Source organism: Eubacterium barkeri, assembly GCF_900107125.1.
Lineage (GTDB): Bacteria > Bacillota > Clostridia > Eubacteriales > Eubacteriaceae > Eubacterium_O > Eubacterium_O barkeri.
The window spans coordinates 1-13,434 of the sequence record NZ_FNOU01000037.1 but is presented as its reverse complement, the minus strand read 5'-3'; the positions used below and the strand labels follow the sequence as shown (position 1 = coordinate 13,434).

The 13,434-nt window shown below is 40.4% G+C and carries 14 protein-coding genes and 1 pseudogene; all 15 read left to right on the top strand.

Annotation, left to right across the window (positions count from 1 at the left end; genetic code table 11):
* The first annotated feature begins 57 nt into the window (after nucleotides 1-57).
* Nucleotides 58-375: a TfoX/Sxy family protein gene (locus BLU30_RS13835; RefSeq protein ID WP_090247263.1), complete on the top strand. Its 318-nt coding sequence runs from the start codon at nucleotides 58-60 to the stop codon at nucleotides 373-375.
* A gap of 127 nt (nucleotides 376-502) precedes the next feature.
* Nucleotides 503-649, top strand: a pseudogene (locus BLU30_RS13830) (helix-turn-helix transcriptional regulator); the annotation flags it as partial.
* Nucleotides 650-1,231: 582 nt separating this feature from the next.
* On the top strand, nucleotides 1,232-2,677 hold the full coding sequence (locus tag BLU30_RS13825) for a sigma-54 interaction domain-containing protein (RefSeq protein ID WP_090247262.1): 1,446 nt from the start codon (nucleotides 1,232-1,234) through the stop codon (nucleotides 2,675-2,677).
* A 222-nt stretch (nucleotides 2,678-2,899) separates the two neighbouring features.
* A complete protein-coding gene (locus BLU30_RS13820) occupies nucleotides 2,900-3,712 on the top strand; it encodes an N-acyl homoserine lactonase family protein (RefSeq protein ID WP_090247261.1) in 813 nt (270 codons plus the stop codon).
* A gap of 33 nt (nucleotides 3,713-3,745) precedes the next feature.
* On the top strand, nucleotides 3,746-5,197 hold the full coding sequence (locus tag BLU30_RS13815) for a 4-hydroxyphenylacetate 3-hydroxylase family protein (RefSeq protein WP_090247259.1): 1,452 nt from the start codon (nucleotides 3,746-3,748) through the stop codon (nucleotides 5,195-5,197).
* Nucleotides 5,198-5,226: 29 nt separating this feature from the next.
* Nucleotides 5,227-5,511 (top strand): NifU family protein, encoded by a 285-nt coding sequence (locus tag BLU30_RS13810; protein WP_090247258.1) that lies wholly within the window; start codon nucleotides 5,227-5,229, stop codon nucleotides 5,509-5,511.
* Nucleotides 5,501-6,226 (top strand): 3-hydroxyacyl-ACP dehydratase FabZ, encoded by a 726-nt coding sequence (fabZ, locus tag BLU30_RS13805; RefSeq protein ID WP_090247256.1) that lies wholly within the window; start codon nucleotides 5,501-5,503, stop codon nucleotides 6,224-6,226. Before BLU30_RS13810 ends, fabZ begins: the two co-directional genes overlap by 11 nt.
* A gap of 20 nt (nucleotides 6,227-6,246) precedes the next feature.
* Nucleotides 6,247-7,545 (top strand): acetyl-CoA hydrolase/transferase family protein, encoded by a 1,299-nt coding sequence (locus BLU30_RS13800; RefSeq protein ID WP_090247255.1) that lies wholly within the window; start codon nucleotides 6,247-6,249, stop codon nucleotides 7,543-7,545.
* Nucleotides 7,546-7,563: 18 nt separating this feature from the next.
* Nucleotides 7,564-8,058, top strand: coding sequence for a DUF1097 domain-containing protein (locus BLU30_RS13795; RefSeq protein WP_090247254.1), 495 nt, complete (start codon nucleotides 7,564-7,566; stop codon nucleotides 8,056-8,058).
* Nucleotides 8,059-8,137: 79 nt separating this feature from the next.
* Nucleotides 8,138-8,377 carry an acyl carrier protein gene (locus BLU30_RS13790; RefSeq protein ID WP_090247252.1) on the top strand — a complete coding sequence of 80 codons (240 nt, stop codon included), beginning with the start codon at nucleotides 8,138-8,140 and terminating at the stop codon, nucleotides 8,375-8,377.
* Between the two features lies 1 nt (nucleotide 8,378).
* Nucleotides 8,379-9,023, top strand: a complete 645-nt coding sequence (locus BLU30_RS13785; RefSeq protein WP_090247251.1) for an MBL fold metallo-hydrolase — start codon at nucleotides 8,379-8,381, stop codon at nucleotides 9,021-9,023.
* Nucleotides 9,013-10,080 (top strand): LuxE/PaaK family acyltransferase, encoded by a 1,068-nt coding sequence (locus tag BLU30_RS13780; RefSeq protein ID WP_090247249.1) that lies wholly within the window; start codon nucleotides 9,013-9,015, stop codon nucleotides 10,078-10,080. The genes BLU30_RS13785 and BLU30_RS13780 overlap by 11 nt, the downstream gene beginning before the upstream one ends.
* Nucleotides 10,067-11,269 carry an acyl-CoA reductase gene (locus BLU30_RS13775; protein ID WP_143024250.1) on the top strand — a complete coding sequence of 401 codons (1,203 nt, stop codon included), beginning with the start codon at nucleotides 10,067-10,069 and terminating at the stop codon, nucleotides 11,267-11,269. The genes BLU30_RS13780 and BLU30_RS13775 overlap by 14 nt, the downstream gene beginning before the upstream one ends.
* Nucleotides 11,256-12,701 (top strand): AMP-binding protein, encoded by a 1,446-nt coding sequence (locus BLU30_RS13770; RefSeq protein WP_090247246.1) that lies wholly within the window; start codon nucleotides 11,256-11,258, stop codon nucleotides 12,699-12,701. The genes BLU30_RS13775 and BLU30_RS13770 overlap by 14 nt, the downstream gene beginning before the upstream one ends.
* Before the next feature lie 22 nt (nucleotides 12,702-12,723).
* Nucleotides 12,724-13,128, top strand: coding sequence for a C-GCAxxG-C-C family protein (locus tag BLU30_RS13765; protein WP_090247245.1), 405 nt, complete (start codon nucleotides 12,724-12,726; stop codon nucleotides 13,126-13,128).
* Nucleotides 13,129-13,434 lie beyond the last annotated feature (306 nt).

The following is a 13,434-nucleotide window of genomic DNA, read 5'->3' as shown; positions in this document are numbered from 1 at the left end:
AGTAAATCGATAAAGATTAATACAATCACGGCATTTTTTAAACAGAAAGGGGTTAGGATGGCAACAACACTCGAATACATTCAGTACGTCTGCGACCAGATTGAGGGTGTGGGGAATATCCGCTATCGCAAGATGTTCGGAGAATACATGGTTTACGTGGAGGATCGGCCGGTACTGCTGGTCTGTGACAACACCGTCTTTGTTAAAATACTGCCGGAAATCGGAGACATGATGCAGGGTGCCAACACTGGCACCCCTTATGAAGGGGCAAAGGTCCATTACATCCTCGACATCGAGGACCGGGATCTGTGCCAGGCGGTCATTGCTATTTTGAAGACAATCATCCCGGTGCCAAAGCCTCGGAAGAAAAAATAGAGGATCATGACAGAACTGGATGATAAATATGATTTTTAAGCCGCATTGACTAAATGTTAAGATGCGTTGCTGTAGTAACGGGCAAATATCAACTAGAATTGAAACACAAGCAAAGGAGGTATTTGCAATGTTAAGCGAAAATATTAAATCAATCAGAAAATCAAAAGGACTTTCCCAAGAAGAGCTTGGAATCAAGCTCAATGTGGTGCGTCAAACCATCTCTAAATGGGAGCAAGGCTTGTCGGTCCTTAATTCTAATCCTTGTGTGCGGTTATGATTTACAACTTCGGATGTACCAGACAGAAGGGGATAGGCAGTCGTATATTTGAGTCTAATAGTATCGGCCATATGATACAATTAGCGCATAGAAATATACAAATTGGAATTGATCATACTTATTGCCCGTGATTGAGTGCAATCGGAATCGGAGGATACCATCCATACAAAAGATGTGGCAAAAAACCCTAGACCTCCTAGTTAAGATGGGGATAATAGAGTTAACGGAAGTGAGCAGAATGTTAAAAATCCTCCAATGATAAAATGAGAGAGGTGTCGTAAACCAATCTCAAAAAAGGAGGGGGTCCCAATGGACAGCCAGTGTTTATTACACTGAAAGTGAAAATGACAATATTATACAAGGCTAAGTATTGGGATATCTAAAAGAAAAAAGTGGCTTAATAATATGGGATTGGCATCCAGAATCACGGAACAAAAGGAACAAAGCTTTTGAGCGAGTAAGCAATAGAGCCCTTTTAGGACTAAATTTAAACCATCAGACTAGAAGGGGGAAAGAGTGGCATAGGAAGTATACAGCTATATTTTTAAAAAAGGGATGGAAGGAAGTTGGAGGGACTCTATGGAAAGAAATCCAGTATATCTTTCTAAAAAAAAGCCGGAATTTTTAGAGCGGTATGAAGATCAATTGGGAAGCTTAATTGCGATATTGGAAAGCTCTTTTGATGGAATTTACATTACAAATGGTGCTGCAGATACAATTTGGTGTAATCATTCATACGAAGTGGTATCTGGTTTGAGTATTGATGAAGTTGTGGGTAAAAATATGGAGGAGCTCGTTGAGCAAGGGGCAATCAACCGTTCGGCAACATTAATGGCGATTGCGAAAAAAGCATCTGCGACAATTGATCAACAATTTAGAACTGGAAAACAGGCAGTGGTAACCAGTACACCGATTTTTGATCAGAATAATGAAATTGTAATGGTAGTAACCAATGTGAGAGATGTTACGAGCATATACAACCTTAAAGAAAAGTTATTCCAAAACGAAGAGCTGACTAAACGTTATGAGGCAGAAATTGAATTAATTCGCAGCCAATTGGAAGGTAGTCGGGATTTTATAGCAGAAGATACGAAAACATTGGAGATTCTCAGAATGGCTCAACGGGTCGCCCAAATGGATACAGTGGTCATACTATTCGGGGAAACCGGTGTCGGAAAAGAACGTTTTGCCAACTATATACATCATAATAGCCCAAGATGCAATAATGCATTTATCAAAGTAAATTGCGGTGCGATTGCCGAGAATTTGGTTGAAAGTGAATTGTTTGGATATGAACCAGGTTCTTTTACCGGGGCACAGTCAAAGGGAAAAAGAGGATTGTTTGAAGTTGCAGACAAAGGAACAATTTTTTTGGATGAAGTTGGTGATTTACCCCTTCCGGCACAAGTGAAGTTACTCAGAGTTTTGCAAGAAGGTGAAGTTACTCGAATTGGTGGCAATAAGGCAATACCCATTGATGTTCGAGTACTCGCTGCAACAAATAGAGATTTGGAGCAATTAGTCAGTGAAGGAAAATTTCGGGCAGATTTACTGTATCGTTTGAATGTTTTTCCAATGACGCTTCCGCCTTTAAGAGAGAGACCACGGGATATTCCTGCCTTAACGCAAAATATGTTATTGCATTTAAATCGAAAATATAATCAAAATAAGAAATTAACACAAATGGCCTTGGCAAGTTTAATGGAATATAGCTGGCCTGGAAATGTAAGAGAACTCCGCAATGTTATTGAGCGGGCATTCATTTTGAGTGACAGCGATACCATTGATGCCGTTGCAGTTGGATTACAGAAGGTCGATGAAGATGTCTCAGATTTAAGTGAGCAGTTCAATTTAAAAAGGTATCTAGAACAGATAGAAGAAAAGTATATACAGAAAGCATTTAAAGAACAAGGAGGTGTCCGAAAGGCAGCAAAAAGCCTTGGAATGGATCCAGCCACTTATATTCGAAAAAGAGATAAATATTTGGAAAGGGAAGTGATTCAAAAACGAAACGGCGTTTCATAAATGAAATTGCAAAAAATAATGATAAATAGCCATTTCCAGAGAAAAGGCAGAAGCATTGTTTCAATACTGAAACGGCAGTAAATTGTTTTGTTTATGGGAAAAGAGGTAAAAGCGCCATTTAACGGCGCTTTTACCTCTTCTTTGATTATAATTAAAAATTGGCATGACTTTTGCTTTAATAATGGGCAAGGGAATAGCCCAAATTTATGAGGAGGAAGTATTATGAAAAAGGCTAAGAAGTTGTATGTGTTGAACACAGGTTATCTGGAAACAGATAAAAACAATGTTGTGAATGGCGCTACTGTTGGAACACGGAGTAATCCCCATGTTCAAAATGAATGGATTCAGTTGCCGGTTATGGCTTTTCTGATTGAAACAGATAATGGTTATATACTTTATGACACTGGAAGCAATCCGGCTGCAATGGATGGGTACTGGCCCATTAATTTACAGGAAGTATATCCCCTGTATCAGACAAAAGAAGAAACCCTGGATGCTCAGTTGGCACTGTGTGGTGTAAAGCCGGAAGACGTAAAAACGGTCGTCATTTCACACCTTCATCTGGACCATGCAGGCGGACTTTATCTTTTTGAACATGCCGATGTTTATGTTCCGGATGCCGATTATAAAAATGCTCTGTTTATGGTTCACCAAAATCCTGATCCTACAAAACATGGCGGTTATGTCAAAGGGGATATGGATGTTCCACTGAAACAGGTTCATGCCGTTAAAGAAGATTTTGAAATCGCACCGGGTGTAGAGGTCATTAATCTGCCTGGCCATACTCCAGGATTATTAGGATTAGTCGTTCACCTGAACGGTCAGACGATTATTTTACCCCAGGACTGTGTTTATACAGCAGAAATTTTTGGACCCCCCGCAAAGGCCTCCGGGTTGCTGTATGATACCATCGCGTATTTTGAATCCATCGAAAAAGTGCGTAAAATACAGAAAAAGTATGACGCGAAGGTTATTTACGCTCACGACAGTGACTTCTTCAAAACGTTACAACTCGCACCCAATTATTACAAATAAAAATTAATTTTAAGAAAAGAAAGAGGTAAAAAAATGGCTTTAATGACTGGTGAACAATATATTGAAAGTATCCGTAAGATTCCAATGGAAGTCTATATGTTTGGTAAGAAGGTTGAAAATCCGGTGGATGACCCTATTCTTCGTCCTTCTCTGAATTCTGTCCGGATGACGTATGACTTGGCACAGATGCCGGAATATCAAGATTTAATGACGGTGGTGGATCCGGAATCCGGCGAAAGAATCAATCGCTTTACCCATATTCACCGTTCCACCGATGATCTCATGAAAAAAGTTAAGATGCAGAGACTTTGTGGACAGAAAACAGCATCATGCTTCCAACGCTGCGTTGGAATGGATGCCTTTAATGCAGAATATTCTACAACTTATGAGTGTGATAAAAAATACGGGACCAATTACCATGAAAATTTTAAGAAATTCCTGGAATATTCCCAGAAAAATGACCTTACAGTCGATGGTGCCATGACTGACCCCAAGGGAGATCGTTCAAAAGCACCTCATCAGCAGGATGATCCGGATATGTATCTGCGTGTTGTCGAACGTCGGGAAGATGGCGTCGTGGTGCGCGGTGCTAAAGCTCATCAAACTGGTATTATCAACAGCCACGAAGTCATTGTTATGCCGACTATCGCCATGGGACCTGACGATAAAGATTATGCTATTTCCTTTGCGATTCCCATGGATACAAAAGGACTGTTCATGATCATCGGCCGCCAGAGCTGCGATACCCGAAAGATGGAGAATACGACCATGGATGTCGGTAATCCGGAATTTGGTGGCGTGGAAGCTTTAACCATCTTCGATGATGTCTTTGTGCCCAATGATCGGATTTTCTTGAACGGGGAAACTGAATTTGCAGGAATGCTGGTCGAACGTTTTGCAGGCTATCACCGTCAAAGCTATGGTGGATGTAAAGTTGGTGTAGGCGATGTGTTGATTGGTGCTGCAGCAGTAGCCGCCGATTATAATGGTGCTGCACGCGCATCCCATATCAAAGACAAATTGATTGAGATGACACATCTGAACGAAACTTTATATGCGTGCGGGATTGCTTGTTCTGCTGAAGGAACTCCCACAGAAAGCGGTAATTACATCATTGATTTACTCTTAGCCAATGTCTGCAAACAGAATGTTACGCGCTTCCCCTACGAAATTGTTAGATTAGCGGAAGATATTGCTGGTGGTATTATGGTTACTGCCCCGTCGGAAGCTGATTTTAGAGATTCAAAAATTGGTCCTGTTGTTGATAAGTACTTGAAGGGTGTCAGCGAAGTGTCGACGGAAAACCGTCTGCGTATTTTAAGATTAGTGGAAAATCTGGCCCTTGGTACTGCCGCGGTTGGTTATCGTACAGAATCAATGCATGGTGCCGGATCACCGCAGGCACAGCGGATTATGATTGCACGTCAAGGCAATCTGGCCCATAAAAAAGCTTTAGCAAAAGCCATTGCACATATTGCGGAATAAAATAATAAATTAAGCAAGGAGACGCCACAGTGGAAAATAAGATACAAAAAGTAATCACAGAAAAAATCCATCCCCTTTTGGAAAGCCACGGTGGCGATATGGAAGTGGTGGACCTCAGCGATGGGGTCCTCCGGTTTCGTCTTATCGGTCAATGTGCAGGCTGTCCCGCGGCGGATTTGACGACGGAGCATTTAATTAAGACTGAACTATTAGAGCACGTACCAGAACTAAAGGATGTTGTTTTAGTTCAATCGGTGAGTACACATTTATTAGACGAAGCACAACGTATATTGAAGCTGAGAAATGAAAAGTAAAAAAATTGTCGGGATTCGATATTGTGGCGGGTGCAACCCTCGATATGATCGCGTTGCGCTCATCAAGCGTCTGGAAAAAAAGCTTGGTGACGTGATATTTGTCCAGGAAGAAGAAAAAGAAGACTATGATTTCCTGGTTTTATGCCAAGGATGCCCTGCCCAATGTGCACCCACTACCGGTTTAACGGTACCATCATCAAAATGGATTACAATTACGGGAGATCAAGACTATCGGACTGCCCTATTACAGCTCTCGAAGGATACAGAGCAGGGTGGCAGCAAGTTGACCCAGCAAGAAATACAGGAAATATTACCCCATCGATATCCATTATGTCTGATTGATACCGTTGAGGAACTTATACCAGGGGAGCGAATCCAAGCGACACTTAAACTAGAAGAAGATTTGCCGGTATTCCAGGGTCATTTTCCGGATTACAAAATATTTCCAGGGGTTTATCTTGTGGAAGCAATGGCCCAAGCTGCAGATATCGTTCTACTAAAAAATAAGGAAAACCAAGATAAAATACCGTTATTGACTGAAATTCGCAAAGCACAAATTCGTCATGCCGCTCGACCAGGAGATCAATTGGAGATATATGCCAGTCTGCTCGCGAACAATGCGGAATTCCAATTGTATGTTTTTAAAGGACAGATTTTTCACAGAAAGCAGCTTGTGGCAGAGTGCGAGTTTACGCTGTCGTTAAAATCAAAATGAAGAGAAAAAGAGGAAGTTAAATGGATTGGAAAACATATTATGATGAACATTTAGCAACAGCGAAAGAAGCTGTCAAAGCTATAAAATCCGGAGATCGGGTCGTATTGGCTCATGCATGTGGAGAACCCTGCCATATCGTTGAGGCAATGGTTGAAAATGCGGAATCTTATCAGGATGTTGAGATTGTACATATGGTTGCAATGGGTAAAGGAGAATACTGCAAGCCCGAATATTCAGAATCATTTCGGCATAATGCTTTGTTTGTTGGTGGCAGTACAAGGGCTGCGGTTGCTGAAGGACGTGCAGATTTCGTGCCAAGTTTCTTTTTCGAAATCCCTCGACTATTTTCAACAACGCTGCCAGTAGATGTCGCACTCGTCATGGTGTCACCTCCGGATGAAAATGGGATGTGCTCCCTTGGGGTTTCGGTAGACTATACACGGGAAGCTGTGATGCAGGCAAAGAAGGTTATTGCGCAGGTTAATCCATTGATGCCCCGTACTGGTCCCCATAGCCTAGTTTCGGTTAAAGAATTTGACTATATTGTTGAGTATGAGGAAGCTATTATTGAGCTTGCGCCACCGTCAATCGGAGATATTGAAAAATCGATTGGGGAGCATTGCGCTTCTTTAATTGAAGATGGTGCAACGCTTCAACTGGGGATTGGAGCAATTCCAGATGCTGTTTTACTATTTCTGAAGGATAAAAAAGATTTGGGAATTCACTCCGAGATGATTTCTGACGGTGTCGTGGAATTGGTAGAAGCTGGCGTGATTACCAATGCACGGAAGAATTTTAACCCCGGGAAATTCGTTATTACCTTTTTAATGGGAACACGTCGTCTTTATGATTTTGTCGATAATAATCCAGATATCGAACTACGCCCCGTGGATTATGTGAATGATCCATTCGTAATTGCCCAAAACGATAATCTTGTTTCAATTAATTCATGTGTACAGGTTGATTTAATGGGACAAGTGGCTTCTGAGAGTATTGGGCCGAAGCAGATTTCAGGGGTTGGCGGACAAGTTGATTTTGTTCGTGGAGCGTCAGCAAGTAAAGGTGGCATTTCAATTATGGCGATGCCTTCAACGGTCAAAGGAAAATTCTCAAAAATCGTTCCCTTACTGGATGAAGGTGCAGCCGTTACGACATCCCGAAATGATGTGGATTATATTGTAACCGAATATGGGATTGCACCGCTTAAAGGCAGATCGTTGAAAGAAAGAGCCTCCAACTTGATTAAAATTGCACATCCTGATTTCCGGGATAATTTAATTGAAGAGTTTGAACGGCGCTTTCGTTGCAGCTATGTGTAAAGAGGAATTCTGAAAACAATGAAATTAGAAAAAATTGATGTCTCAGTTTCAATCTTAGCTGCGTTGGCTTGTATATTTGCAACGATCCAAGTTCCAGTTTGGGCCATTTTTGTCGGATGGGCTTGGTATTTTGCATTAGGTTCTACACCAGACTTGATTAAAAAAAGCATATTACCAACGTTTCTAGGTTCTATTCTGGCAGTTCTTGCTTTTATACTGATTGATTGGTTCGGATTGATGATGCCAGCATTACCAGCTTTAGCATTAGCCGTATTGATCACGGTGTTCTTATTAATGCTTGGGCTAAAAATACCCGCGTGTGGCCTCTCCCTTGTCGCATTTAATGCCTATTCCTGTCTTTTTGTCGGATATGGTGCGAATGCATTTATGGTAGTTCCAGGAATACCAGCACTTTTAAATGCCGTTATTTGGATAAGTGGGGCCAATATCTTGGGTCTTCTGTTCGGATATCTCAGCATTAAGCTAACGACCATTGGTGCAAAGGACGAATAGATCGAATGAATCAAAGGATGAGGGGGAATCTGCTTATGTAGATTCCCCTATTTTATCTTAAACAACGAAAGGGAATAAAATGACAAATATTGAAAAATATAATCAACTTTTTATAAAAATCTTAAGAGTATTACCGGAAGAGTTGGATAATCTTCGTTACAGAAGGCATCGAGCTTGGGATTCAATCGGTCATATGGACCTTATGAATGCCATGGAAGAAACCTTTGGTGTCAGCATGGGGACGTTGGATGTTTTGGATTTCTCTTCATATGAGAAAGGAAAAGAAATTCTTGCAAAATACGATGTAATCATCGAATGAGATGTTAACCATCAAAACGTATCGTCATCCATTAACTGAAAGCAATAGTTATATACTTTTTTGTGGCAGTGAAGCCGTGATTATCGATCCAAATGATGCTGATGGATTGAATCGAATGTTGAACAAAAAAACACTAAAAATGATTTTGTTAACACACGAACATTGTGATCATATTGCTGGATTATCGGCGCTGAGGGAGAAATGGCCAGGAGTTCTGGTAATTGCTTCAGAGGCATGTAGTGATGCACTGGGTAATGCCGGCTTAAATATGTCTCGAATGATGTCGGTATATTTGGCTTTTCAAGGGAAGGGCGAGATTGAATACCCAAGCTTTGTTTGTGAGCCTGCGGATATAACTTTTAAAAAGCATTATCATTTAAAATGGGCAGGTCATCGTTTGCGTTTCTTCCGGATGCCAGGACATACTCATGGAAGTACAATTATACACTTGGATGAAGGAAAACTGTTTTCGGGTGACTATTTAATACCAAGTACGAAGGTGGTGACACGTTTGCCTGGAGGGAACTCAGATGATTATAATTTACAGACTCTGCCTTATTTGAAAAAACTTGAGGCGGGTCTTATGATTTATCCTGGACATGGAGAGGTTTATACGTTAAAAGAGGAGATTCTAAGTGAATTATGATGATTTATTAAAATATAAGCCTTTTGGCGTAGCCCAAAGCAAAAAAACGCCATTACTCGAACAACTGATGAATCCCTTGACTAACTATCATAAAAACCACTCGATTGAGTATGGTCGCATCATTTCAGCCCTGGGGTATACAGAGAAATTCTATTCGTTAGATGCGCTTCCTTTTATTCCCGTTGGAGTATTTAAACGGCTAACACTAAAAAGTCGAAATGAAGGTTTAAAAGAAATGGTCTCGTCGGGCACAACGAATCAGCAGAACGCGCGGATTTTTATAGACGAACAAAATGCGATGTGGCAACAACAAACGCTGATTAATATCGGATCAAATTTCATTGGCGAAAAACGCATGCCGATGTTGATTATAGACGCACCGAACGCTTTAAGAAAAAAGCAGGCTTTTTCTGCTCGTGGAGCTGGAATTCTCGGGTTTTCTCTTTTTGGTTCACCGGTTTGTTATGCATTAAATGATGATATGTCATTAAATCTAGATATGATTCAAGAATTTGTGGGCCGGTTTCGACAAGGACCGGTACTCGTCTTTGGATTTACAGCCTTAATTTGGGAGTATTTTTATAAAGCCCTTCTGAACATTAACTTCTCTTTGGATTTAAAAGATGGTTATTTAATCCATGGAGGAGGTTGGAAAAAATTAAAAGATCAGGCAGTCTCAAATAAGACCTATGGGAATGCATTAAAGAGAGTATTGGGATCCATTAAAATTATTAATTACTATGGGATGGTTGAACAGACTGGCAGTATATATTTTGAATGCCCGCAGGGACATTTGCATGTAAGTACTTATTCAGAAGTATTTGTCCGTCATCCAAATGATTTTTCATTATGCAAAGAGAAGGAGCCCGGAATAATTCAGGTTATTTCTCCTATGGCTTCTGCATACCCAGGTCACTCCATATTGACAGAGGATTTAGGGATTATCCTTGGGGTCGATGATTGTCCATGTGGTAGAAAAGGAAAGTATTTTCAGGTATTGGGACGAATCCCCAAAGCGGAAATAAGAGGGTGTAGTGATACTTATGAATATAAATAAAATTAATTATTTAGTTGGGAATCAACACATACGTTCAATTTGCGCACCAATATTCTCAGATCGAGCCTGTGGTTTCTTGAATCGTCTGGCTTTAGCTTTAAAAAATGAACCAAGGATAAAAGAAAAAAAAGCGGCAGTCGCTTTTGCCTTTTGGTGCCGTCCAGCTAACCTCAAAGAATTAAAAAATAGGTATACTCAATGGGGAATAGGACGGGGGTTAGTATTTCATATTTCACCAGCAAATATCCCACTATTTTTCCTTTATACCCTGGCAGTAGGATTGTTAGCGGGAAATAGTAATGTAATACGTTTGTCGGAACGAATATCGTCAGACGATAGGGTAGCATGTAACGTGTTGAATCAAATACTGTCTGAAGATGAGTACAAAATAATTGCACAACGCATTAGTATTCTGACTTACCCAAAGGAAGAGCTGGAATTAACAAAAGTATTGAGTAGACGGTGCGAGGCAAGAATAATCTGGGGTGGAGATCAGAGTATTGAGACTATTCGAGCATTTCCATTATCACCACAGGCATTGGACTTATCTTTTCCTAATCGCGTTTCTTTAGCATTAATAAGCGATCAAATCGTTGCGGATTTGGATTTGATTCAAATGGAACAGCTGGCGCGTCGTTTTTGTAATGATACATATGCCATGGATCAAAGAGCCTGTTCAAGTCCACGATTGGTATTGTGGTATGGTGATAAGGATAATACTCACCGACAGCGTTTTTGGAATGCTGTAAAAAAGTGTGCCTGTGACTTTGGTTCAGAAGATATCTATGCGTGTATGGCGCGGTATACTTATGCGTGTTGCTTTTCAGCAAAAAGTAAAGAAATTCGAAGGATTAAAATGGATATTGATGGCATTTGTCGGCTTCAAGTCGATGAACCTGTGGTTGACTGGGATGTTGGAGAGGTCGGATTCGGAACATTTATTGAATCTTCTATTTCAGAGTTAGATGAAGTATTTCAATGGGATACTCCAAAATTGCAGACAGTTACTGTTTATGGTATAGATACTCTGGAAGTATCCAAAATGATTCTTAAAACAGGTATGCGTGGCGGCAGTCGTGTTGTTCCAATTGGATGTGCATTGGATTTTAATGTCGTATGGGATGGAATAGATTTAATTCTCGCATTATCCCGAACTTGGGGAAAGGAGATCAATCTTGACATTATTTAACATGGATTCGGAATTTGATGATCGTGTACTTGCGATTGGTGATTACGGAAAGCGCGTATATTATAAAGATATCAGTCAATATGCTCAAACACTAAAAGGAATGGTCGAAAGTCGCTCTTTGTGTTTTATTCTATGTGAAAATAAGATTAACGATTTACTTTTTTATTTAGCGGTGCTGAAAATGGATGCGGTACCTTTTTTATTAAACGCAGATATCGAGATAGAGTCTTTAAATAGACTCATTGATCTATATCAACCGTCATTGATGCTTTTACCCGGGAATGAAGCAGCGAATCAACTGGCGTTACAGAAGGCACGAATTGAGTTAATCACAACGGAAACGGTTCTTTATCGATTCTCCTGGGACGAAAAAAAACAAATCCATCCTGAATTAGCACTCTTATTGTCAACTTCTGGGACGACAGGATCATCAAAGGTCATTCGATTAAGTAAGGGGAATCTCCAGGCGAATGCAGAATCGATTGCGGATTATCTGGAAATAACCCAAAATGATCGCCCCATAATGACATTACCGATGTCATATACGTATGGACTTTCCATTATTCATAGCCATGTTTTAGTTGGGGCGACCATTATTATGTCATCAAGAAGCATCTTAGAGAACCAATTTTGGAAAATGGTAGAAACGTATAGAGTGACTTCTATTTCAGGTGTTCCATATACATATGAAATGATTGATCGGATTGGAATTAAATTAGAGGAATACGAAGACTTGAAAGTATTAACACAAGCTGGTGGTCACTTGTCGGAGCATCTCCAAAAGAAATTTGCACGATGGGCAAATAAGTTTGAACGAAAGTTCTATATTATGTATGGTCAGACGGAAGCAACGGCAAGAATGGCATATTTACCCCCACAAGAACTTTTGAATCGTCCCGGTAGTATCGGGATTCCCATACCAAATGGACGATTTGAAATCGAGGATGGAAATAGTCAAAGGACAGGCTTGGAAGTCAAAGAAGGGGAGCTGGTGTATTTTGGCCCTAATGTCGCTATGGGTTATGCACAGTGTGCAGATGATCTTAAATTAGGAGATCAGTGGCATGGAAAACTCCATACAGGGGACCTTGCAAGACGCGATGACGATGGATATTACTATATTGTGGGGCGGAAGAGTCGGTTTGTTAAATTGTATGGTTATCGAATTAGCTTAGACGAAGTTGAAAATGATTTGGATACACATTTTCCAGAATGTGCATTCGCATGCATAGGAATGGATGAGCCGAAGGTCCTTACTGTTTTTACAACCGCTTTAGATAAGACAAAAGATGAGATTATTGATAGAATTATGAAGCTGACGCAGCTTCCGTTTAGTGTTATAAAGCTAAAATATGTAGCTGCGATTCCTACGAATTCGGCAGGGAAAAAGGACTATAAGTCTCTTGAAACAGGGAAGTTCAGGAACGCGTGATGAAAGTGAAGGGAATAGAATAATGGAAAAACATGTAAAGGAATCGATTCAGAATTATGCAAAGGGTTATACCTGCTCCCAGGCAGTACTGTGCACCTATGCTGATGAGATGGGGATTGAAAAACACACGGCTTATAAAATATCAGAAGGGTTTGGTGGTGGTTGTGGTGGAATGCAAGAAATCTGTGGAGCTTTAACGGCAGCATTTGCCATAATCAGTTTTCATAATAGTGATGGAAAGTTGGCAGGAGGAAATAGTACGAGGAATACTTATTTAAAAATCAAAGAAGCCTCAGCTTTGTTTGAAAAGGAATTTGGAGATATTATTTGTCGCAATATTCTCGAAGGTATAAAATCTTGCGGACGTCACTGTGGGAAAAAAGTAAGAGTTGCAACAGAAATTGTGAATCAGATTTTAGATGATTGATATGAGGAGTGCATAAAATCGACTGTAATCATTTTAAACTGGATTAGGAACATAAACCGTGAAGAGTCACGGTCAGACTGTCGACAAAGCCATGGAAACCCATAAAGTTTCTATGGCTTTTTTTCGATTGGAAGAGAAGCGAGAACGTCATCCGTGATATAATAAAAACATCAAAAGCGGAGGAAAAAAAGATGCTGACGAAACGGGAAAAAAACATACGAGAACAATCTCAGATCATCACCATGGATACCATCGTACCAAGGGACCATATTCTAAGGTTAGTGGATGAAGCCATCAGCTTCGACT